Origin of the sequence: Microcoleus sp. MOSTC5 (assembly GCF_036701825.1) — a bacterium.
GTDB lineage: Bacteria > Cyanobacteriota > Cyanobacteriia > Cyanobacteriales > Microcoleaceae > Microcoleus > Microcoleus asticus.
Map to the genome: position 1 here is coordinate 1 of NZ_JAUBRK010000047.1, position 22,772 is coordinate 22,772.

Sequence of the window (22,772 nt, forward strand, 5' to 3'; positions counted from 1 at the left end):
AATATCTACCAAAATGGAATTATCGTGCAGTTCCGACTATTTAGCAGACGCTAAAGTTATTAAATTTTCATTCCTAAAAACGACAGCCGCACCCCCCGGATGCGAGAGAAGCAGTTCAACATAAACTCTCGCCAACATAATCCATCAATTAAGATAGGTTCATCAAGCCTTTCTAAAGTTGTTTCTAAATTGTTGTCATCCCAACCTCTCCTTACTCAATCTCATCTTAATTAGATCTGCGTTTATTGGCGCTCATCTGCCTGCATCTGCGATCGCAATCCTATCTACTTTCCCAAAGTTCCCTTGTACTCGTCCGGTACAAATTCCGTAACTACTTGACCGCCGCCACCGTCGCCTTTGACAATCACAGTTTGATTTTTCAACTCTCCGGCCGCCCTCGGTCCAGTCAAATTAAACACCGGATTTAGTTGCTTGTAAACCACATTTCCTTCTGCGTCGAAAGTCTGGTTAGTTAAATACCACGTTACTCGATCGGTATTTAATTGAGCTTGACGTTTTTCCCCGATTCCTACCACATTTCCCGTCAAATAAAAGATTTTTTTCTCTAAATCTCCCCGCCCCGTATCCCCAGTCATCGTCACCTTTTCCACGCGGTGAAATACCTTCACAGGCCCGGGCGATATCACAGATTGCGCCGGAAAATTCCAACTCATCAAACTGCTTTCTATTTGCAGCGGCGGGTCTGATGGCATCAACTGAGCATTTTTCGTCAGCGTCGCAATCTTGGTTTTTAAGTCTACATCTACTTGGTCGGCAAAACCGCTGTCTGTGACTTTTTTATCTTTGTATTTGTCAATTTGAGTCGGTTTGTCGCTGTTTACCTTTTGTTGTTCCACAAACCACACTAAGTGCTCGGTTCGCAATTGCAAAGCCGGATCTTTAACATTCGCCACCACAGATCCGAATAACTCCATCCTCTTAGCCCTACTGAAAACCCGCGCTTCCTTCGCTGAAGCCGTCACCTGTTTGTTCTCTCCCGTCAAATTGTTGCGAACAACTAAGACATCTTCCTTCGGCCGCCACTCCAACTCATTTCCCCGCAATACCACTCCATTTTTAAGGTCAGTAGCGACTATGTTACCTTTGAGAAAAACTTGATTTCCTTCCTGAAATACCTGCCCCGTTTCTCCCTGAATGTCGTAAATTTCTTTGCCGTCCTGAAACAATTTGCCCACAGGCTTCTGAATGTTAACTATCTTTTTGTCTTTGCTGTAAACGGCATTTTGCGAGTTTACTTTCCAGAACGTCTCGCCCTTTTCGTTTGCTTGCTCTAGAGTTACTTTGTTCAAAGTTAAAGTGCTGTTTGACTGTTGAGCAGTTTTGAGATCCTCAGCTAATTTGTTCTTTTGAGTTTCTTGCGGAGCCCCACAAGCACCAACCCCCAAAATCAGTGCTGCTAAAAATAGCAGCATCAATTTTGGGGATTTGAGATTGGGGATTTGGGATTTGAGATTAATCATTGGCAAATGGGAATTGGTAATAGGTAATTGGGAATTGGTAATAGGTAATTGGGAATTAATAATTGGGTCTAGAAAAACTATTAATCAAAAATTAAAAATGTGTCATGCTTTGTCTAAATTTTTAACTTTTAATTCTCAATGATTTAACCCATTAACCATCACCCATTACCCGTTATCCATTACCCATTACCCATTACGAAATCCCTATCTGTCGTCGTGTTCGTCCATCAAGCTCAGACCCGACAAAGGGCGGTAAGCATAATTAGGGCGCGATGTTTTTTGGATGTCGTCCTTAATCATTTCCAAATCGATATAGCGATCGGCTACATTAATCAAACTGTCGCTCGTCATCGATCGTAAACTCACCACCTCAACCCGCACACCGCGATAGCTCACAGCATCTACAGCATAAGCCAAATCGCCGTCACCGCTGACCAAAACCGCCGTGTCGTAAGACCCCACTAAAGCCATCATATCCACAGCGATTTCTACATCTAAATTCGCCTTCTTAGAACCGTCCGGCAACTGTACCAAATCCTTAGAAATAACCCGGTAGCCGTTGCGGCGCATCCACAGCAAAAATCCTTGCTGTTTTTCGTTAGTGCGATCGACACCCGTGTAGAAAAAAGAGCGCAGCAGCCGCGAACCCGCAGTTAAACGGCACAGCAGCTTAGTGTAATCAATCTCAATTCCTAACTGCAAAGCCGCGTAAAAAAGGTTAGAGCCGTCAATAAAAATTGCTACTCGACCCCGATTTTCTAGCACCTGTTCCGGCGTAAAAAGGTCATTGCTTTCTATTCTATTCAACATGATTCTTATGCCTCAATTTTTATGAAAGATTGGTAAGGAAATAACTGCTAATTCGTAGTCTGTCACAGCACCTCAAGCGCTGGCTGCCAACTATGAAGGTACTGTTTCAAGCAGTTCGAGCCGCTTAAAAACAGGTTGAGGTTCCCCCAGAGTTTGGTTTGCCGGCAAAGCGCCCCAGGCAGCATGATCTGCAAAATGCGCTAAACTGTTAACTGTAACCCGATCGTTAAAGTCAATTGAAAAACCTAGCTGTTGATAGATAGCGTTGCTGATATTGGGAATAATCGGCGATAAAAGGTAAGATGCTAGTCTAACAGATTCCAGAACAGAATATAGCACTTGTTCGACACTTTCTATCTGTCCCTGCTTGTACAAACTCCAAGGTGCTTGCACGTCAATAAACTTGTTCCCGGCTCGCACTAATGCAAGCACGGCTTCGCAAGCCTTGCTAAAAGCCAACTCTTCGTAAAAACCCGCTACTCGATCGCCCAAATCCAGGCTCATACCCTTGAGAAGGTTGTCGCCGTCAATGTTTTCGCCCGACACATTTGGCACGCAGCCACTGCAATATTTGCGAGCCATGTTTAACGTGCGGTTAAGCAAATTTCCCAAATCATTTGCTAGCTCAGCATTCAATATATTGATAAACCGAGTTTCGTTAAAATCGCCGTCCTCTCCGAACTCAATTTCTTTGAGGAAATAGTAACGCACTGCATCAGGGCCGTATTTCTTGACCAATTCGACGGGATCTAAAGTATTACCCTCCGTTTTCCCCATTTTTTTGCCATCTTTGGTCAAAAACCCGTGAGCGAAGACCCCGCCCGGCACCGACATACCCGCTGACAGCAGCATTGCCGGCCAGTAAACTGCGTGGAAGCGGAGAATATCTTTGCCGATCAAGTGCAGGTCAACCGGCCACCATTTAGATAAAGCATTCTCCAACGTCGGGTCGCTGTCCGGATCTACCAAGGCGGTGACGTATCCCAGCAAAGCGTCAAACCAAACGTATATGGTGTGACTGGGGTCAACCGGTATTGGCAGACCCCATGCCAGATTCACTCTAGAAATCGAAAAGTCTTGCAGTCCAGAGTTGACGAAGCTCAGCACTTCGTTGCGGCGACTTTCCGGCGCGATGAAGTCGGGACGTTCTGCGTACAAGGCCAGCAGTTGGTCTTGATACCGCGACAGGCGAAAAAAGTAATTTTCCTCGTCGCGCCACTCAACTTCCTTGCTGGTGTGGACAGAGCACCGATTTCCTGGCAACAAATCCCGTTCATCTTTGAATTCTTCGCAGGAAACGCAGTACCAGCCTTGTTGCTGGTTCAAGTAGATGTCACCGGAGTTCCAGACGCGCTGGAAAAATTCTTTGACAATGTACTCGTGGCGCCGCGAAGTTGTGCGGATGAAGCGATCGTACTGGATGTCGAGTTGCTCCCAAAGCGCCTCAAACCCAGGAACCACTATGTCGCAATGAGCTTGGGGCGATCGTCCCAAACTCTCGGCTGTCCGCTGAATTTTCTGCCCGTGTTCGTCAGTCCCCGTCACCAGTAAAACTGATTTGCCCCGCAGCCTCTCAAATCGGGCTAGGGCATCGGCTGCCATAGTCGTGTAAGCGCTGCCAACGTGAGGTAAATCGTTTACATAATACAGAGGTGTTGTGATCGCAAAGGTATTCTTAGTTTTATCGGTCGATTTCATTGAATGCTAAAAGAAAATTCCCTAAATCTCGTTTCGATCTTAACTCAGCGGTTAAATTTTTTATGAAGTGGCAATGAAGCCAAATATACTGCAAGTTATTTGCAATTGTTTAACCCGGGCTATTCCCAAAAGAAATATCGCTTTCATATCAACACTAATCTTTTTTAGTTCTTTTTGACAAACTCTCTAAAATGTCTTAATATTTTGACATTTTGCTGGATTCGGGTTCCGCGCGATCGTCGCTCCCGCGTCCTCAATTCATTTTTCGCCGCCATCCATAGAGTCGGCGATCGCGCACCCGGTTTGTACCAAAACTCCTCACTTGAGCCGCTAAACCCGCCGTTCGACTGGACGCAGAAACCGGGTTGTTTACAAAACTCTCTCGTCAAGCGCAAAGCTTTAGTTTCTTGTGTCAAAAAGAGTATAAAAGCCTAGGTTTTTTCTCACAAAACCCGGTTTATAAAGGTTGCGAGTGCGTCCACAGATAATAAAACCCCAAGCCAGTTAAGCTTGAGGCTATCAAATTAGGGTGCATCTAACAAGGGATTATCCGATCGCCCTTGCTCGCCATCAGGAAAACTAACTCGATTTCCGCCAATAGCTTCTGACAAATAATCCGCCGCAGCTTCCACCACCGCGATCGCATTTTCGTAAACCATCCGCGTCGGCCCCAAAACCCCAACGCTACCCACCGGCACCGATCCCCGGCGGTAAGTCGAAGAAATCAGAGTACAGCCACGTATTGGTTCTAAAGAATTTTCCGAACCAATACGCACTGTTACCCGCTTCCCGGGGGTGTCCAACTCAGGCGATTCAAAAATCAAAGGCCAAAGCAGTTCTTGCTCTTGTTCGAGCAGTTGCACCAGGGTTTGAACTTGCTGCAACTGCGAAAACTCAGGCAAGCGCAGCGCTTCTGCCAAACCGCCGATCAGAATCCGCGTGTAGGTTGGATTGCTTTGGCGGCTGCTCAAAGCAGTCAGCATCGTTCCCATCCACTCAGCGTACAGTTCAAAGTCCCGGTCTAACTCGCTCCAGTCTACAGTCGAGAGTTCCGAGAGCGATCGTCCCCGCAACTTGGTGTTCAAAAAATTAGACAAAATCTGCAATTGGCGATCGACGATTTCGACATCAGGCCTGTTACCTTCTGCGTCCCTTGGCAACTGCACCAAAACCGACTGAGTTTCGTAGGCATCCGTCACCACGATCAGCATCACCTTTCCCGGCTCTAGCTGCACCAGTTGCAAGTGGCGCAAGCAAGCCATATTGGTTTGCGGTATGGTGATCATCGCTATGTAACCGCTGATAGTTGCCAGGATTTGAGCAGCGCCGCGGAGTGCCGCGTCCATGCGACCATCCGACCAATTGAGCTGGTCGAGTACCTGTTCCACCTTGCGGGCCAGCGTATCAGACGGCTGAATCAACTGGTCTACGTAAATTCGGTAGCCGGAGTCAGAGGGGACTCGTCCTGCCGAAGTGTGGGGCTGATAGAGCAATCCAGCTTTTTCTAAAGTCCCCATCGCATTGCGAATTGTAGCTGGGCTGACGCTGAGGTTGAATTCGTCAGCCAAAGCTTTTGAGCCAACGGGTTCCGCTGTTGCTATGTAGTGGCGAACCGTTGCCCAAAGGATGTGTTGTTGCCGATCGGTGAGGTTAACGCGCACAGATATTTAAGCAGAATTAGTATTGAGACAATTTGCCACTATCGAGTCAGAAGCTCTGTCCTTAAGGGCGATCGGGCAGAGTTATTTATTTAAGATAACAGATTTAGGCTTCGGTGAGTTCAGCAACGGATTGTGTACGGGATTTTACGGATTGTGTACGTGATTTTACGGATCGATGTTGAGGGAATTAACAGGGAAAAATGTTTTAACTTTTAACTTGTAACTTTCTATTTGGGAAGATTCGCTTTCCCGAACCGGATCTCTGCCCAATGCCCCATTCCTCGGTTTCGCTTTACGCAATGCCCTTTAAGTGTGTTCTTTCAGGATATTTTGCAGGTAACTAGCCACTGCATCCGGCTGTTCCACCATTGCCAAATGGCCGCAATCGGGTAGCTGAAGGACATTCTCGCCGCAACCTTGGAACATCCAGTGAAAGCTAGCCAAATGCAGCACGTATTTGGGTTCCATAATTTTGTCTTTAGTGCCGGCAATAAAATAAACAGGCTGCTTTAGTTGGGACACAATTTGTGGCAAGAGGTGAATTTCCGGTTCTGTGGTCGAGTCCAATAAAGCCCCCAAAGCTGCCTCTGGATGAGCTCTCACGAAATCTCTCAAGCGCTGCCGTCCCCAGGAGCGACCGATCGAGCGGGCTACAGAATCCCGGCCAAACACGAAATCTGCTAACGGCAAGTGAGACAGCCAGCCGGGACGCATTTTCACTAGCTGCTTGCCGACCGCTCGAAACCGCTCGAATTCTTCCTTAAGATAGATGCCGCCGCCTGCATTCATGCAGACGACACCTTTAACGCGATCGGACAATTGGCTGGCTCCCCAAAGAGCGATCGTACCGCCCAGAGAATGTCCTACCAGCCAAGCACAAGAAATATCGAGTTTTTCTAATAAAATTGCCAAATCGCGAGCGTAAGCTGCGGGAGTGTAGCAGGAATTTAGCGGTTCCGAAGGCTCGGTATAGCGGCCTCCGTCTGATTGAGAATCGCCAAACCCCCGCAAATCGTAGGTTAGGCACTGATAGTTTGGTGCCAAGCGATCGGTCAAAGGTTGCCAGTAGCGACGGCTTAACAGCCAGCCGTGGACAAATACCAGAACCGGAGAAGTTGCAGTCGGAGTCGTCAAATCGTAAGCGTGCCGAACCCCTAGGATGTCGATTTTTGCCATAATTTTATTTTATCCGCTATCTAATACCTATGTAAACCTATGTAAATAAGTCAAAAAGACTCAAATCTATCGATTTACCGCTTACTTCCTGCTTCAACCCGGTCTTAAGCTGACGCTCAAGATGTTTGTCCACTTCACAGGCAATCTTGGCATAGCTTGCCATTTTATCCGAATACCCTGTAATAAATATTCCTTCAAACCAGCGTTGTATGTTTTTTGCAGCATTCAAACCTATGTCGGGTGTATTACCGGGAACATAGATAAACGCAATTTTTCAAGAGCATTTTGTGGTGATTATCTCCACAATTTTAGCATATTTGAAAACAGGAAAGCCATCTGTATATCAGTCTTAATAGAAAGCAAAATTTTGCTGTTTTTTATTATAGTTTAGTTTTGAATTTATACATTCAATACTCGGCTATTGTACCGCTAATTTGTAATTATTTAAATCGGTTTTAGTCGCTCATTTTTCTGTTTTTACTTGGTCGCGGTTTGTGGCTACGTAATACGTAAGTTTATGAGCGCATTTTTGCGGATATTTACGACTTTTGCGTGTAGTTTAGCCAGCTTATTTAATGAATTTGTACGGCGGTTATAACATCGGATTTTACGACTCACCGCCGCTGTTGGCGCTTCAACTTTTTGCTCATCTTTCGGTAAGCTTTGGGGCTACCAAATACTTGACTGTTAGAGCAAACACCGAGTTCTTTAATACCGATATAAACGCCCACAGACAGTCGTTCTACCTCGAATATGGGCGATTATATCTCATATCTTACCGCTATCAACCATCGGTCAGCGGTGCGACTAATTACGCAATTGTGTACGGTTGTAATGGGTACGTTTCGCACAGTCTAACCCAACCTATTTTATGGAGCTTGATACGCTTACCATCGTTGCTAATTCTTGGTTGAGATTTTGTACCTTGCTCTATAAAAAAAACACATTAATCAGTTAATGCTTGCTGTGATGATAGTTTTTAACTCTTGTAATACCACGGGTAAATACTTTGAATTTCAGCTACAAAACGTTTTGGTAATTTGATAGGTTTAGGAATTTTTACGGTTTTATCTGTTGCTCGCAACGCCAATACTTCTAGCATTATCCCGTTCGCCCAATTGTAAGCGTGTCTTGCTACTCTACTATGTTGACGGAATAGAGCCACCTGTTGATTATTAGGTTTTAATTCTGTCTTAAACGAAAGTTGCACTTTTTAAACTCCCGTATTGAGTTCGCACGTCTTTTGTATTATGGCGGTTCTTTGGTAGATGAGGTACGCAATCAAACTTAAAAAGCTTGACAACACGATTGTTTAGGCGTATCCCATTTTTATGAGAACCGCTATCTCTACTCGTTTGTACGAACAATCTTGCCGAGCTTTTAACCCTATGTCACTGGAAAACTTCTGCAAACTAATGTCTACTTATGTAAATTTAGTTATTTAGAACTCGGCAGCTTGCCCTAAAATCGCTCGCCCAGCAATCTTTGTCGTACCCCCTCAGCGATTTTCTGCCCCAGATACTCGGGAATTAAACTTTCATTTGGCCCCAACAAGTAGAGAATCAGGCGAGTTCGCCCCCGCCAAACCAGCAAATTAGCATTTACCACCAACAAATCTTCTTGCCAGATGGCATACATAACTTTGTAAAAAAGTCCCGGTTGATTATCTGCTTCAATGAGCAAAGCTGGCAAGTGGAAAACCGGATCGACGTAGAATTCAGTTGCCACATCTTCCAAACCTGCGTCTAAATTAAATTCAACCGCCAACATCTCTTCAACCTCAAAATGCCCCGCCAATGCCTCTCGAACGGCTCTACAGACGTTTTCTGCTGTTTTATCTGCCAGTACCTTGCCACCGCGAGATACGACCAATTTGATAAATACCAGCATGGGCGGGTAAATTTGACCGTACAGACTCAGACTGTGAATCGTGAGTCCGTAGGCCGCGAGCACTCCAAAAATATCGCTCAGTAGAAAAGACTGGTTCCGGTAAGCAAAATGCAGGGCACTTTTGTTACCTTCGGCTCGGATTTCGATGACTGCTTGCCGAGTTTTGTAAAGCTGGTAAGCTAATTTGAGGTTTTGCAACTGGATTTCGCTGCTGACAAATTGCTCATAAAACTGCGGAAACGCTCGGTTAAAGCGCTTGAGAAGTTCTAGTGTAGATGGTTTTAAACCCGAAGCCATAATTGAGGAGAAGGTGCGGGAAATATAATAGGTATTGACTCTTCCATGCCTTATGGCAATGGGATTTTCGATTCGACGATTCGACTTAAATTGTGCCCGTCTCCTCACTAAAAGCAAAAGTCAAATCTGTCTGAGAACTTATCACGAGAATGTCACCGTTGCGCCATTCCAGTGGTATTTCCCACCAAGGGTATAAGTTCCGGCGCGATCGGCGGCACTCTAAAGAAGCATTTCCCAAAATGCCTCTGTCCTGGTTCGGCAACAAATTTTACCTTAAAAGCGGGTTGTCCGGGCACTGGCTAGCAGAACTGTTCTACCAAAATTGACAGAATCAAAAAAGCGCAGACTCAATGTTGGACGACAAATCCCTGTTTTCGGCGTAAGATGAGTGTACCGTAAACTGTTCCTCAAGAGGCTACCGGCAATTGATCCTACGCCGATCGGAGTGGGCTTATCTGTCTGGTTCTCTTTCTCGTCGTCCAACTTCTACTACCTTAACCGCGCCTGCATGGGTTTTTGGAAAAACTTATTTAGTAGTTCTGAGTCTGCCTCTGTACCCCAAACAGCGGATTTTGAGGAAGATGTGGCTGTTGGGTTAGGCGATCCGCTTTCCCCAACGTTTCGCAAACCCGCCAGCGGCAACGCTCGCATCTTTTTCAGTTGCGATCGGGACATTGACCTCTACGAACTCGAAGAACTTTGTAATGCAGTGGGTTGGTCCCGCCGTCCCCTGCGTAAAGTCAAAAAAGCTATTCAGCACAGCTTCCTAGTCGTCTCTATGTGGGAGATGCGGGGCAGCCAGCGACGGCTGGTGGGTTTCGCCAGAGCGACTTCAGACCATGCTTTTAATGCCACGCTTTGGGATGTGGTAGTTCATCCTGACTACCAGGGCAAAGGCATGGGCAAGGCGCTGATGAAATACATCATTAAAAAACTCCGCAGTGAAGATATCAGCAACATTACCTTATTTGCTGACCCTCAGGTGGTGGATTTTTACCGCAATTTGGGCTTTATGTCCGATCCAGAGGGGATTAAAGGTATGTTTTGGTATCCAGATTAGCCCAGAGGTGCAGGTCGGCGTTGATTTGTTGAGGAAATACCATACAATATTAACGCTGCCAACACCGACTGCACCTGTGCGTTGCGGTCAGTTACGCTTGGATGTATCCCGGCAGCAGGGCAGTTATGAAGCTGTGCAACTATTGTCAGTCGATTTGAGATTTGAGACTTCGGCGTGAGACTTCGGCGAGACGTTCGGCGATCGCGACTCGACCGTGACCGCTGAGTCGAACTATTTGAGATTTGAGATTTATTCCACAGATGAATCTGGGAGCTTGAACAAGAGTCTAAAATTGTGGGCGGCTCACGAGAGAAGTACGTGGCACGGTATCCGTTTTTGGGTGGGGTCAAACCGCACAACCTGAAAAAAACTTCGCCTTAGCTGCATCAAGAGCTAAATATTTAAAAAAACTTGACAAGCTAGCGATTTTGTGCGTTAATTGTTAGAGGTTAGCTAACTATAACACCGGGATGTAGCGCAGCTTGGTAGCGCGCCTGCTTTGGGAGCAGGATGTCGCAGGTTCAAATCCTGTCATCCCGATCGAATAATGTTAAATAATAGATTGAAGCAAAAACTGCCTCTGATGTTTACATTTGGTCAAAATGAAAACGCAGGCAGTTTTTGCCGATCGTGTGAAAGCGCGAGTCTTTGCGTTAATGTGTTTCAGGATCGTTCCTGATGGAAAAAACATGAAATCATTAGTTCGTTTGGGCGCAATATTGGGAATTGTCGGCAGCGCTCTGCTGGGCCCCTCCCCAATTGGCAAGATGTCGGCACTGGCACTGCCGGAACCGCAAATTTTGGAAAAATTGCGATCGGTGCCGGTATTTACGATTACAGACGCTCAGGGTGCGCCCCTGATCGCTTCTGTTCCCAAGCAGGGTCAGGGTCAAACTGGTAATGCTTCCGTGGCGGGAATTTTCATCAGCCAGAAAGATGCTCAAGCTTTTGTCGATCAACTGAAAACCAAAAATCCTCAGTTGGCGGCGTCGGTGCGCGTGATGCCCGTGTCGCTGGGGGAAATTTATCAGCTCACTCAAGCAAATAAAGGCAAGCCGGAGGAGGTGCAATTTGCTTTCGTTCCGGCTCCGGTGCAGGTGCAGTCGGCTAAAACTGTACTTCAGCAGACTGGTCAACAAGTTAACGAGTTCAACGGTGTACCTCTGTTTTTGGCCAGAGGCGGCGCGGAAAATGGTTATTTGACGATTCAGCGGGGTCAACAAGAGGTGATTCCCTTGTTTTTTAACAAGGAGGATTTGCAAGGAATGGTCGATCGTTTTAAGCAGCAGCAGCCGAACGTGACTGCCGCAATTAAGATTGAGGTGGTGAACTTGGAGAGCGTTTTGGAAGCTTTGCGCACTGAGAACGACCCGTTTTTGACCCAAATGATTTTGATTCCCTCGCGGGAGTCGCTGGAATTTGTGCGATCGCTCCAACCTGCCGGTGCGGGCCAAAATCCACAGCTTGCTCCGAATCAAACTCGACCGGCTCCTGCCTCTCCGGCTCCTGCTCCGGCTCCTGCTCCGGCTCCTGCTCGACCGACTCGCTAATAGTTAGCCAGCAGTCATCAGTCATCAGTCATCAGTCTTTAGTTAGTAGGTTGGGTTTCTCGATTCAACCTACTATTTATCAATTCTACTTATTAATTAGAATTACCAATTGCCAATTAGTAATTAGCAATTACCTGTTACTAAAAAGTCCTATGTTTGTTTCTGGTTTAGAGCTTTGGCAGTGGGTGAATCAAGCTAAGGCGGAGGCAATCGCCTCTGACATTCCCCTAGCAGAAATCGACTGGCTGCTGCAAGAGCTGGCTGCTTTGGATAGGTTGGCTCTACGTTTGGAGTCGTTTAAAGATTTGCCAAAAATTGAATTAAAGTTGTCTTTATCTGAACTTACTCTATTGTGGCAGCGGCGCTTGCAGGAACGGGTGCCGGTGCAGTATTTAACGGGAGTTGCACATTGGCGGCATTTTTCGCTCAAAGTAACGCCTGCGGTGCTAATTCCGCGTCCTGAAACGGAATTGCTGATCGATTTGGCTGTAGAAGCTCTTAAAAGCTCTTGTATCAATCCAAAATCGCATTGGGTGGATTTGGGGACGGGCAGCGGGGCGATCGCGATCGGCTTGGCTGGTGCGTTGACAAATGCTCAGATTTATGCGGTAGATTGCAGTTCAGAAGCTTTGGCAGTTGCTCGACTGAATGCTGAAAATTTGGGTTTTGGATCGCGAGTTAATTTTTATCAAGGTTTGTGGTGGGAACCGTTAGCATTTCTCAAAGGTCAAGTCAGCGGCATGGTGTCTAACCCCCCTTACATCCCCAGCAGCACGGTGCTGACTCTGCAACCGGAAGTTGTCCAACACGAACCTCATCTGGCCTTAGACGGCGGTTTAGATGGGTTAGAGTGCATCCGGCATTTGGTAGAAACGGCTCCCGATTATTTAGAATCCGGGGGAGTTTGGCTGGTTGAGATGATGGCTGGACAAGCTGAGGCGGTAGCTGATATGCTGCAAAGTCACGGGAGTTACCGTGAAGTTCAGATATTTTCGGATTTAGCAGGAATCGATCGGTTTGCTTTAGCCTATCGGCGGTAGGGAGCAAGGCTAGCAAAGAGAGAATTTCTCGAGTGTGCATACTTGCTTAATTTTGAGAGATTATAGTTGGGGTAAAAACTGCGATCGCACTCAGCACCCAAGAGGTATCACTGTGAAGCTGGAATACCAGTTTACGTTCAAAGAATATTTAGAAGCTAGTAGAATGTCCCCGAAATTCGATCCTTTCGAGACACTCGAATTGTGGAGTCTTGCTGTCGTTCTTGCAGGGTGGGGAATTGTCAATATTATCGCTGGCCAACATCCCGTCTGGGGTTATTTCATTCTAGGTTTTGGCATCTGCTACATTCCTATTGTGAAGTTCCTAGAGTGGCGCAATATCAGCTCGTTCGATCGGTTTTTCTTTTGGTATATGCTTTTTTTCCCGACGATTAAATTTGTTGGCCTCGAATCTGAAATTTCAGTGGGGCCTTTTTTGTTAATATGGGCAATTTTACAACTTCTTCATTGGATATCTCAATTTTTGAGACTCCTTTTACTCTCTCCGTGGAGACAGAGAACTAATATTTGGCACGAACTTATTATTTTAAAAATAACTGAATCTGGACTGGAGTTAGAAACTGAAAAGGTTAGCATCAAACTCAAGTGGCTATTTTACTCGCACTTGTTAGAGACAAAAAGTTTGTTCGTTCTCTATCTTGAGGAGTCTTCCAATATACCGCATTTTTTTCCAAAAAAACCATTTAATCGAGAGCAGCTTCAAGGTTTTAGAGAATTGCTATACAGCAATATTCCGCCAGTTCCTCACGTTGTTGATATGAAAGCCAGGAAGTTTGAGTTTCAACTGAATTTTAAAGATTTCATAGAAGCTACTAATGGGGATACAGCACACACCTCAAAATCTATCAAGAGAAAATTAAATAGAAAATTGGTGAAAGTGGAATTACTAATAGGAGTCTACTTTTTGGTGATAGCAATTATCTTGAAACAAATCTACTTGTTAATGGTGGGCGTTGTTTTTGTAGCCCTGCTAGTCTTATTGAGTAAAATTTTAGATATTTTTTTGGTGAAGCCCGGTGGCATAAAGATAAAGATGCCGATGAGCGTCATGCAGATGAACTGGGGGGAACCTACGACGGTGGAAGTGATAGGAGATCGGCTGGCACTTAAAACTCCTAGTTGGGAAGCAAACTTTAAATGGGAAGCTTTTAAAGTATTTATTGAAACCAGAAATTTATTATTAATTTATCCTGTACCGTCTCTCTATCCTGTGTCAAAAATATCGCACTTTATACTTCCCAAGCGTGCATTTAGCGGTGAAGAGGAATTGTCTGATTTCAAAAAATTGCTGCACAACAATATCGGGAAAAGCCGCTATAATTATTTCAAGAAAATGCAGGCACAATTGCTCAATCTAAAATCTAAAATCTAAAATCTAAAATCGAATGGCTCAAGTTTCGATCGCCTCCTTGATTCAAGGGGCAATTTCAGGAGATTATATTGTAAGCTTTCCCACAGATACTGTACCCGCTTTGGCTGCACGTCCAGATCGCTCGGAGCTGATTTTTGCAGCTAAACGTCGCAGTCAAGACAAACCGCTGATTTTGATGGCAGCATCGGCCCAGGCTTTGTGGCCTTACGTGCAGGGAAGTCCAGCAGAGTTAAAATTGTGGCAGCAAGTGGCCGAATCCTATTGGCCGGGGGCGTTAACTTTGGTGCTGCCGGCTTCGCCAAAAGTCCCGGCGGCGATGAATCCCATCGACCCGAGTACAATCGGAATACGAGTACCTAACCTTCCCCTTGCCCTAAAGATTCTAGAGCAGACAGGCCCTTTGGCTACTACCAGTGCTAATTTATCCGGGCAGCCGCCTCTGGAATCGGTGGCAGAAATTGAGGCTCACTTTCCAGAAGTCTTGACATTAGTTGCTTCTGAATTAGCAACAGCGACAACAGCTTCGAGTTTGCCTTCCACTGTGGCTAAATGGACGGGCAGCGAGTGGGAAATATTGCGACAAGGCACGATCGAGTTAGAATGCTAAAAGCTAAACTCCAAGGCAAAGCAATATGGCGCCGATCGGCTGGAGCGACTTGATATATTTAGGTATGGGACTGGGGTTGGGTTTGGGAAGCAGTTGGATTTGGCGCCTGCGGCAAAAAAGGTCGCAACCGCCCGAACCTGCGCCCAAAGTGCAGCCACCTCCTCAAGAAATTCACTTAGAGAAGTTTGATGCCCTTTCCGAGCAACTTAAGCAAACTCAATTGGCTTATCAGATGGCATCGGAGATGAGCCAATTTAAGGCGGGTTTTTTGGCTCGAACTTCTCACGAGTTGCGATCGCCCCTGAGCAGTATGATTGGTACGCTGCAATTAATTCTGTCGGATCTGTGCGACGATCCTGCTGAGGAACGAGAGTTTGTCGAGCAAGCTCACCTCGCCGCACTCAAGCTGGTGAAATTGATAGATGAAATTATCTTTGTTGCTAAAACTGAACACGGCACTGAAACGATGGATATTGAGCCGATTCAGTTAGCTGCGATTTTTGATGAAGTAGATGATTTAACTTACTTGCAAGCTGCAAATCGCAGCATTCGTTTGGAGATATTACCGCCAGATCCCGGAATTTATGTATTGGCAGATTTGCCGAGGTTTAGACAAGTTTTAGTCAATTTGGTAGATACGGCTGTTGCTCAGATGGAGGAGGGGAGTATTTCTGTTTCGGCGCATTCTTCGCCGGAATCTGGATACGTTCACATTTGGGTTGACGATCAGCGTTCCGTGAGTGCTTGGAGCGAGTCTTGGGATTTGCTTAAGCACGATTTGGAGTGTGATGCTACTAAGAGCAGCGATAATTCTAAGGTGTCTTCTGGAATGAGGTTATTGATGAATCAGACTCTTTTAAGTTTGATGAACGGAAAGTTGGAGGTTCTGGCTGTGCCTTCTGAGTCCGAAGAGTCCAATTTTAACCGGACTCAGTGTTCTATTCCTTTGGCAAATTCGTGAAGAAGGAAGAAGCGAATGGATTGTTTAACGGATTAAGGGATGGAGGGAAGAAGTCAAGCGTCAAGATGAAAGAGTGAAGAAGGAAGGAAGAGGGAAATTATCGATCGGGAGTAAGGTGCGCAATGCGCACCTACATTTAAGAGATTTTGAGGCAATTTGGGTGCAAGTTTTCTGCTTATTTAACAATTAGCCTTTAGCAATTCGCCGTTGCTAATTTCTAATTCGAGATTCTCTTCTAGAAGCTGATTTTCAAGTACCATGGTGGTGCTAGCGTTTTTCTGAAAACCGATGCGCTCGTAGAAGCTTTGTTTGTAAGTTGTCATCAGATAAACTCGCTCTACTCGGCACATTCGAGGGTGACTCAAGACGGTTTGCACTAATTTGCGGCCGAGTCCTGCACCTTGGTAATCCGGGTGAATGGCGACATCCCAGATGGTGGCTCGATAGATGCCGTCTGAGGTGGCCCTGGCAAAGCCGATCGCCCGTGAGCCGTCCCACACTGTAACAATTGGTTCGCTGTTGGCGATCGCAATTTCCCAATCTTCTATCTTGCGTTCCCTCGCCCAAAAGGCGGCGGCTTTAAATAGTTCTTGGATCTGTGCGATGTCTGCGCGATCGCGACCTATACAAAATTGAATGTGACTGGAATCCCTAGTCGTTGATGTCATGCTCAATCTGCCTTCAAGTTGTATCTAAACTGTGTGACTTTTACTGTTTTACAGGAGTGAAAGTTGATTTTGCTTGGGAACGATCAATGGTTGAATTCCCCATTTACAAAACTATTTTTATTGATACATATTTTCTAAGTAATTTCGGTGATGATTAATACTTTTTGGGGTAAATTTTGTAAAAAAGTCTTTGACTCAAAATTCTCAACTTATAACTCATACCATTTGAGATTTTAGATGGGAATGACTGATTTTTTAGGGGTCTGGAGTTTGTCTGCAGAGAAACCGAGTTTTTTCATAGCAATACTTCGTTACAGCCCACTGAAACGGTAAAAACCCGGGGTTTCGAGGCGTCGTCCATCGGTAAGCGTAAGCGATAGCTTGTGTGCTACCTAATTGCTCAAAAATCATCTATCGAGAGAGGTATTGACTCCACGAGAACACCCGAAAATTGTGCTGTGGAGTCAATTCTTTAATCTCTAATTTCTAATCGAGTGAATCAGTTTTGCAGCCAGCGGGCGGCGTCTTTGGCGTGATAAGTCAAAATCAAATCAGTACCAGCACGCTTGAATCCTGTCAAAGTTTCCATCACTACTCTTTCTTCGTCTATCCAACCGTTGAGGGCGGCGGCTTTCACCATCGCATATTCTCCAGAAACGTTGTAAGCAGCAACTGGCAGATTAGTTGCTTCCTTCACGCGCCAGATGATGTCCATGTAAGCTAAAGCGGGTTTAACCATGAGCATATCTGCGCCTTCGGCAATGTCGAGAGCTATTTCTTTGAGAGCTTCCTTGCCGTTTCCAGGGTCCATTTGATAGGTGCGCCGATCGCCAAATTGCGGAGCAGAATCGGCCGCATCCCGGAACGGGCCATAATAAGCTGAGGCGTATTTTGCGGCGTAAGACATGATGGGAATATCTTCAAATCCAGCGGAGTCCAATCCTTGGCGGATTGCTCCGACAAAACCGTCCATCATTCCCGAAGGTGCGATAATATCTGCACCAGCTTTAGCTTGAGCAACTGCGGTTTTCTTCAGCAATTCTAGTGTGGGATCGTTCAAGACGCGGCCGCTTAAATCTCCGACTTCCAAATAGCCGCAGTGACCGTGACTGGTATATTCGCACAGACAAGTATCGACCATGACGATTAAATCCGGTACGGCTTTTTTAACTGCTTCCGTCGCTTGTTGGACGATGCCGCAGTCGTGCCAAGCACCTGTAGCATCTGTGTCTTTATCTGCGGGAATGCCGAATAAAATAATAGCCGGAATGCCGAGGTCGTAGACTTCTTTTGCTTCTTCTACTATTTTGTCTACCGATAGCTGGTAAACTCCCGGCATCGATGTGACTTCTTTGGCAAAAGCTTCCCCCGGTACGGCAAATAGGGGGTAAATTAAATCGCTGGTTGTCAAGATATTTTCGCGTACCATCCGGCGGAGTTGGGGATGGTTGCGGAGGCGGCGGGGGCGGTGAGTTGGAAACATAATGTTTTTTTTACGGTAGATAAATGCCTGTTTTCTAGGACTCGCGGGGTTTCTTTAAAAGTCTAGAGCTTATTGTTGGCCGATCGCCCTGTACTTAAGTAAACTTCTGTAAAACCCGCGATGTCCATTGTTCGCAGTCAGGAATGCAAGTCCTTTGTAGCCTTTCCCTTTCCCAGACACAGCCTTAACGCTGCTTCTCGGATCGGTTAGTACGGATATCTCGCTGGCTTCACACCTGCAACCAGGGTGCCCAGAAGCGAGAATAGACGGTAAATTATAAATGTATCGAATAGTAACGGTCTTATGTACAAGCAACTAATTTCAAAGATGAAACCGCTTTTGAAACCACTATTCGCGATCGGTCTGGTACTGACGCTAGCCCTCGGTAACGCTGACGGAGCTCTGGCAGCCCGCAGCGGAGGACGCATCGGCGGCGGATCTTTTAGAGCTCCGGCGCCCAGTTACTCATCGCCGAGCCGCACTTACGCGCCGTCGGGAGGCGGTTACTACCCGGGCGGTGGCTTTGGCGGCGGCTTCGGTTTCCCGTTCTTACTGCCGTTTTTTGGCTTTGGGGGCGGGTTTGGCGGCCTGTTCTCGATTTTGATTTTTATCTCGATCGCTAATTTCCTCGTCCAAAGCTTCCGCCGCGCCGGAGGCGGAACTGACGAACTGGGCAACAGCGCTCCCACTACCACCGTATCTGTCGCCCGCTTGCAAGTTGGTTTGCTAGCAGAGGCTCGCGGTTTGCAAGCCGAACTCGACTCCCTAGCGCGCAAAGCGGATACCGATACAGCGGCCGGTCGCGCTCAAGTGGTGCAAGAATCTACTCTGGCGCTGCTGCGGCATCCTGAATACTGGGTTTACGCGGGCGCTGAATCTGTGCAAACTCGCTTAGAAGCAGCCGAAGCTAAGTTTAATCAACTTTCTTTGGCAGAACGCAGTAAATTTACTGAAGAAACGCTCTCGAATTATAACAATCAGCTCCGCCAAGCAGGGAGCAGCAATATCCTGCCAGGTTCGCAGGAAAATGGCGCGCTGGTTGCTTCTGATTTGAATTCAGATCCCGGGGAATTTATTGTGGTGACGGTGCTTGTCGGTACTCAAGGCAAATTGCAATTGCCAGCAGTGAAAAACTCTGAAGATTTGCGCCAAGCTTTGCGCCAGATTGGCGGAGTATCGAGCGAGCAGTTGCTGGCGGTTGAGGTGCTGTGGACTCCTCAAGCGAACGGGGACACTCTGACTGCTGACGATATGTTGGCCGGCTATCCTGATTTGCGATCGATTTAGTGAGCAAGACTGGGCGCGGAGCATTTTCTGCCGCGCCCCATCCCGCCCCAAAACTGTGGGGGCGAACCCAATTGCCTTTGAGACGGGCATTTCGCGGGATTTTGTGGATGCCGATCGACTTAAAAAAGATTGTTTAACAAATGCTACTATTTAGAGATTATGATTCAGTTCGATCGATCTTCTGCTATGGGCAAGGCTGACCCGAGAAAAGTTTGGCGAAGAAGTTAGGCAGGATAAAAAAAACTGATTGAGTCAGGAGTTACTGCTTCGGAAGAAGTTGCAACCGGGTGTACTCTAAATTTTATATAAGAAAAAAGAAACATCGGGAGCTAAACTTATGGCCGACAGCAGCAGAAAAAAAGCACTTTTCATTTTGAGCCAGTTAAATAATGACGATATCAACTGGATCGTCCAAAAAGGCAAAAAGGAAGTTCTAGATCCGGGCGCGATTTTGATCCATGAAGGGAGACAGATCGATGCGCTATACATTGTTTTGGATGGGAGTTTAAGCGTTTTGATCGAGGCTGAGGCGACTAAAGAACTTGCTAAAATAGCCAGCGGAGAACTGGTTGGAGAAGTCTCTTTTATTGACGCTCGCCCTCCTCTGGCAACGGTGAAGGCGATCGAAGAAACTCACTTGCTGGCAATTCCCAGGCGGCAGTTAGTAATCAAACTTCAACAGGATATGGGCTTTGCTTCCCGGTTTTATTATGGAATTTCACTGTGTCTGGCAGACAGGATGCGCGGTACGATCAGACATATAGAATACGGGCGCAATATAGAATTAGATAAACCAGAATTTGAACGGGAGGATATCAATCCTAACGTCCTGGAAAATTTGGCGCTAGCTCAGGCTAAGTTTAATTGGCTGAAGGAAAATGTTAGGGCTTGAGTAATTTTAAGGCGTTTTTGAGTTTGTGCTGTGAAAACAGACCAATACAGACGGTAATTTATCGATGTAAACTCTCAAATCTAAAAACAGAAGTCTCCAGCAAGATAGGGGCGGGTTTTACCGGAAATATCGATCGATAACTGCCGGAACTATAACAACCCCCCCTTTGCTTTACAGTTGCAACCTCGCGCGCCCAAATGCAACTACCAACCACACAATCTAGATAATTCCCGGCCCTTTGCCGCGGGTGTCTTCTTCATCGGTTAGTTTTCCTTCCTCGCCTTTTTTATCTTTGACTTCTGCGAGAATTCGAGCGCGTTCTTGGGCTTCGGCTTCCTCTTTTGCTCTCAAATCGCCCGGTTCGTTGACGTACATTTCCGGTTCGATCGCGTAATTGTTAACTAGACCTTCTTTGTCTACTGTATAACCATCTGTAGTGTGAATGCTTTCGTCATCGGTTTGGTCATCAGTTTTTGCACCTTTCTGCTTCCCTTCGGTGGTAGGGTGCATGAAGTTAGCGCCTTCGCGTTCTTGCCGCGCTGCTGTCTCCGCAGGAGTAATGCCCCTGTCGTAGTGCGGGGCTTCCATATTAGCTTCGATTTGTTCGTCGGCGGGTGTTGATTTGCTAATTTCTTCGTCGGGCGGTGTTGGTTGGCGATTAGTCATGATTTATTCCTGAGTTATCTTTTCAAAAAGATGTTTGGCTTATGTTTAAATATTAAGGCCAAGCTAGCTCATTCACAAACTATCTTTGGTTATAGTTTTCGAGAACTTGCTTTTATAGCAGATGTTGAAGGAACAAGGAAGAAGCAAAAAGGTTTTAGTTATCTACGAGAAAAGGAAGAAGCAATCTTCGGCAAGGGTTTCAGGAATTAAGAACGTGCTAACCGTCAGGGCGGTTGCTATATGAAAAATACATTTATTGAGTCTTCCTCAAGACTGATAAAATTATCTCTACATTGCCGCTTTCACAGCCTGCGAGTATTTGACATCTATCTAAAGGTAGATAATTGGGAATGGGAAATTGAGAATGGGTAGTTGGGAGAATGACTGATGACTAATCATTAATGACTGATCGCTAATCACTAATGACTAATCACTAATGACTTCTTTTATGCTTCTTTATAGAAGCGGATGATTTCGCGGACGTGGTTGAGAAACTGTCCGTCATCGGTGAGTTGGGCGATCGCACTTTCTGCATCTCTTCTGAGTTTAGTGTGTTCTGCCTGATTTGTAGCTTGCAAAGATTGTAGAGATGCGGATAAATTAGTTAATTGTATTTTGATGGCCTGTTGCTCCCGATTTTGGACAGCCACCCACGAATTCGGATTGTCTGAACTTAATTGATTGCTCAAATCTCTAACTGTAGATTCTAATTCTGCAAAGCGGCTGCGGAGTTCGACAATATCTTCGCGGGGGTGCAAAAATTGGCGGCGGATAGTTGTCAGCCGCTGGACTAAATAATGATAACCTCGGATAGCTGGACGCATTACAGTTAACAGCAGTGCAGCAGCGGAACTGAGATAGCCAATAGCACTAATTCCAGCGGCGGCTAGGGCGTAAAGCGCGATCGCGCTAAACAGGTGAAGTGCGATCGCCACAAAGAGCGATCGGCTAACTAATACAGTAACGTATTTGACTTGTTCCTGATCGACAGCAATATTTTTTTTGGTAGATTCTGCAGCTTGCGCTAAAACTTCTTTAGCTTCAAAATGGATATTCCAGGGAACTGTAACTATCAGCAACAGCCATTCAAAAATAGCAATGGCAATTACCCAATCAATAAAACTGCCAGCGGAAACGTGCAGCCATTGCAGAATGGCAAAAACTAACAATAAAAATATGCCCGTCGCCGCACCGAAACCTGCAAAACTGTAATACATAACTATCGCCTTGGTAGAATCTTGTTTTGATTGTGGGTAGGTTGTTTAAGTATGGAGGAATAAACTGTGACAGTTAAGTAATCGTCCTATTAAACCCAGTTTATTCGTTATGAGTAATAGTGCGGGTCAAGGGTTGATAGGAACCAAGTTTTTTCCCACAAATACTTGCTATACCTAAATCCTGGAATGTTGTGCTGATTGTGGATAGGTTGTTTAGGTGTGCAGGAATAAGCTGTGACAGTTAAGCAATCGTCCTATTAAACCCAGTTTATTAGTGATTAGTCATATTCCGCGACACCAGGGTTTCCAGGCCCCTGCTTTGTTCCAGGAAAATACACCGGCTTTAACCCATCAATAAGAGTTAAAAGAAACGGTTTGTTTTTTGAGAGTGCGTAACTTCTCAATAATTAGTCATTGGGATTAAGTAGAGCGACACGCAAAAACTTGACCATGTAACAAAATGTAAACTAATCACAACCTGTGCGATTGCTTCATTTCACTCGCTTTTGACTACTTATGCTTTTCGCAGTTCATCTATTTAGCGATCGGGATGAAGTCAATCGATTTTAGATTTTAGATTTTAGATTTTAGATTTTAGATTAAAGAATTGAAGCATTGACCCCACGGATAAATTCGGGGGCTCCTTTATCGGATACAGGTTTTTTATTTATCCACGGATGAATGCGGGGGCTTGTATCCTAGATGCTTTCGGTCACATTCTACCCAACTCATAGCATTTGAGATTTGAGACTTGAGATGAGCAATGGCAGATTATGTATGGGTTTGCAGCTTGTCCACAGTTGCATTCATCTTTTGAACTGGTATCACTAACGGCGTTACGCGGTGCTAGTGCTAGGAACGCCGCCATCTCAAAACGCTCCCCTGTATCGATTTTTCTTTTCCAGAGCTGCTAAATCACCTGTGGCTGAGATAAACTG

General features: G+C 45.9%; 22 protein-coding genes and 1 tRNA gene. 9 read left to right on the forward strand and 14 right to left on the reverse strand.

Annotation, left to right across the window (positions count from 1 at the left end):
- Positions 1–284: 284 nt before the first annotated feature.
- The 10 genes from lptC to QUA54_RS23455 all read right to left on the reverse strand — a co-directional run bounded on the left by lptC (position 285) and on the right by QUA54_RS23455 (position 9,275).
- The gene (gene lptC, locus QUA54_RS23410) at positions 285–1,481 is read right to left on the reverse strand and encodes an LPS export ABC transporter periplasmic protein LptC (protein ID WP_333416505.1); all 1,197 of its coding nucleotides are present in this window, start codon (positions 1,479–1,481) and stop codon (positions 285–287) included.
- Positions 1,482–1,685: 204 nt separating this feature from the next.
- Positions 1,686–2,291: a LabA-like NYN domain-containing protein gene (locus tag QUA54_RS23415; protein ID WP_096831201.1), complete on the reverse strand. Its 606-nt coding sequence runs from the start codon at positions 2,289–2,291 to the stop codon at positions 1,686–1,688.
- Positions 2,292–2,381: 90 nt separating this feature from the next.
- The gene (gene metG, locus QUA54_RS23420; RefSeq protein ID WP_333416506.1) at positions 2,382–3,989 is read right to left on the reverse strand and encodes a methionine--tRNA ligase; all 1,608 of its coding nucleotides are present in this window, start codon (positions 3,987–3,989) and stop codon (positions 2,382–2,384) included.
- 164 nt (positions 3,990–4,153) lie between these two features.
- Positions 4,154–4,405, reverse strand: a complete 252-nt coding sequence (locus QUA54_RS23425) for a hypothetical protein (RefSeq protein WP_333416507.1) — start codon at positions 4,403–4,405, stop codon at positions 4,154–4,156.
- 108 nt (positions 4,406–4,513) lie between these two features.
- A complete protein-coding gene (hrcA, locus tag QUA54_RS23430; protein WP_445301579.1) occupies positions 4,514–5,656 on the reverse strand; it encodes a heat-inducible transcriptional repressor HrcA in 1,143 nt (380 codons plus the stop codon).
- Between the two features lie 300 nt (positions 5,657–5,956).
- Positions 5,957–6,826 (reverse strand): alpha/beta hydrolase, encoded by an 870-nt coding sequence (locus QUA54_RS23435; RefSeq protein ID WP_333416509.1) that lies wholly within the window; start codon positions 6,824–6,826, stop codon positions 5,957–5,959.
- A 37-nt stretch (positions 6,827–6,863) separates the two neighbouring features.
- Positions 6,864–7,055, reverse strand: coding sequence for a hypothetical protein (locus tag QUA54_RS23440; RefSeq protein ID WP_333416510.1), 192 nt, complete (start codon positions 7,053–7,055; stop codon positions 6,864–6,866).
- Between the two features lie 750 nt (positions 7,056–7,805).
- On the reverse strand, positions 7,806–8,036 hold the full coding sequence (locus QUA54_RS23445) for a helix-turn-helix domain-containing protein (protein ID WP_333416511.1): 231 nt from the start codon (positions 8,034–8,036) through the stop codon (positions 7,806–7,808).
- Between the two features lie 251 nt (positions 8,037–8,287).
- Positions 8,288–9,013 carry a hypothetical protein gene (locus QUA54_RS23450; RefSeq protein WP_006631881.1) on the reverse strand — a complete coding sequence of 242 codons (726 nt, stop codon included), beginning with the start codon at positions 9,011–9,013 and terminating at the stop codon, positions 8,288–8,290.
- An 85-nt stretch (positions 9,014–9,098) separates the two neighbouring features.
- Positions 9,099–9,275 (reverse strand): hypothetical protein, encoded by a 177-nt coding sequence (locus QUA54_RS23455; protein ID WP_333416512.1) that lies wholly within the window; start codon positions 9,273–9,275, stop codon positions 9,099–9,101.
- 246 nt (positions 9,276–9,521) lie between these two features.
- Here QUA54_RS23455 and QUA54_RS23460 point away from each other — a divergent pair, with 246 nt between their 5' ends.
- The 7 genes from QUA54_RS23460 (at position 9,522) to QUA54_RS23490 (ending at position 15,621) form a co-directional block, all read left to right on the forward strand.
- Positions 9,522–10,073 (forward strand): GNAT family N-acetyltransferase, encoded by a 552-nt coding sequence (locus QUA54_RS23460; protein ID WP_172187348.1) that lies wholly within the window; start codon positions 9,522–9,524, stop codon positions 10,071–10,073.
- Between the two features lie 466 nt (positions 10,074–10,539).
- A tRNA-Pro gene (locus QUA54_RS23465) sits at positions 10,540–10,613 on the forward strand.
- A 149-nt stretch (positions 10,614–10,762) separates the two neighbouring features.
- Positions 10,763–11,623: a Tic22 family protein gene (locus QUA54_RS23470; protein WP_333416513.1), complete on the forward strand. Its 861-nt coding sequence runs from the start codon at positions 10,763–10,765 to the stop codon at positions 11,621–11,623.
- Between the two features lie 152 nt (positions 11,624–11,775).
- Entirely contained in the window at positions 11,776–12,663 is an 888-nt protein-coding gene (gene prmC / locus QUA54_RS23475) for a peptide chain release factor N(5)-glutamine methyltransferase (protein WP_333416514.1), read from the forward strand.
- Positions 12,664–12,775: 112 nt separating this feature from the next.
- A complete protein-coding gene (locus QUA54_RS23480) occupies positions 12,776–14,053 on the forward strand; it encodes a YcxB family protein (RefSeq protein ID WP_333416515.1) in 1,278 nt (425 codons plus the stop codon).
- A 13-nt stretch (positions 14,054–14,066) separates the two neighbouring features.
- A complete protein-coding gene (locus tag QUA54_RS23485) occupies positions 14,067–14,660 on the forward strand; it encodes an L-threonylcarbamoyladenylate synthase (protein ID WP_333416516.1) in 594 nt (197 codons plus the stop codon).
- 25 nt (positions 14,661–14,685) lie between these two features.
- Positions 14,686–15,621 (forward strand): HAMP domain-containing sensor histidine kinase, encoded by a 936-nt coding sequence (locus QUA54_RS23490; protein WP_333416517.1) that lies wholly within the window; start codon positions 14,686–14,688, stop codon positions 15,619–15,621.
- 179 nt (positions 15,622–15,800) lie between these two features.
- Here QUA54_RS23490 and QUA54_RS23495 read toward each other — a convergent pair whose 3' ends face one another.
- Positions 15,801–16,289, reverse strand: a complete 489-nt coding sequence (locus QUA54_RS23495) for a GNAT family N-acetyltransferase (protein WP_333416518.1) — start codon at positions 16,287–16,289, stop codon at positions 15,801–15,803.
- Positions 16,290–16,788: 499 nt separating this feature from the next.
- A complete protein-coding gene (gene hemB / locus QUA54_RS23500) occupies positions 16,789–17,772 on the reverse strand; it encodes a porphobilinogen synthase (protein WP_172187314.1) in 984 nt (327 codons plus the stop codon).
- Between the two features lie 303 nt (positions 17,773–18,075).
- Between hemB and QUA54_RS23505 the strand changes: the two genes are divergently transcribed.
- On the forward strand, positions 18,076–19,059 hold the full coding sequence (locus QUA54_RS23505) for a DUF1517 domain-containing protein (RefSeq protein ID WP_333416519.1): 984 nt from the start codon (positions 18,076–18,078) through the stop codon (positions 19,057–19,059).
- 337 nt (positions 19,060–19,396) lie between these two features.
- Positions 19,397–19,951, forward strand: coding sequence for a cyclic nucleotide-binding domain-containing protein (locus QUA54_RS23510; RefSeq protein ID WP_333185581.1), 555 nt, complete (start codon positions 19,397–19,399; stop codon positions 19,949–19,951).
- Between the two features lie 219 nt (positions 19,952–20,170).
- Here the strand turns inward: QUA54_RS23510 and QUA54_RS23515 are convergent, their stop codons facing one another.
- Positions 20,171–20,617 carry a hypothetical protein gene (locus QUA54_RS23515; protein WP_333416520.1) on the reverse strand — a complete coding sequence of 149 codons (447 nt, stop codon included), beginning with the start codon at positions 20,615–20,617 and terminating at the stop codon, positions 20,171–20,173.
- A 446-nt stretch (positions 20,618–21,063) separates the two neighbouring features.
- Positions 21,064–21,834 (reverse strand): hypothetical protein, encoded by a 771-nt coding sequence (locus tag QUA54_RS23520; RefSeq protein WP_333416521.1) that lies wholly within the window; start codon positions 21,832–21,834, stop codon positions 21,064–21,066.
- Positions 21,835–22,772 lie beyond the last annotated feature (938 nt).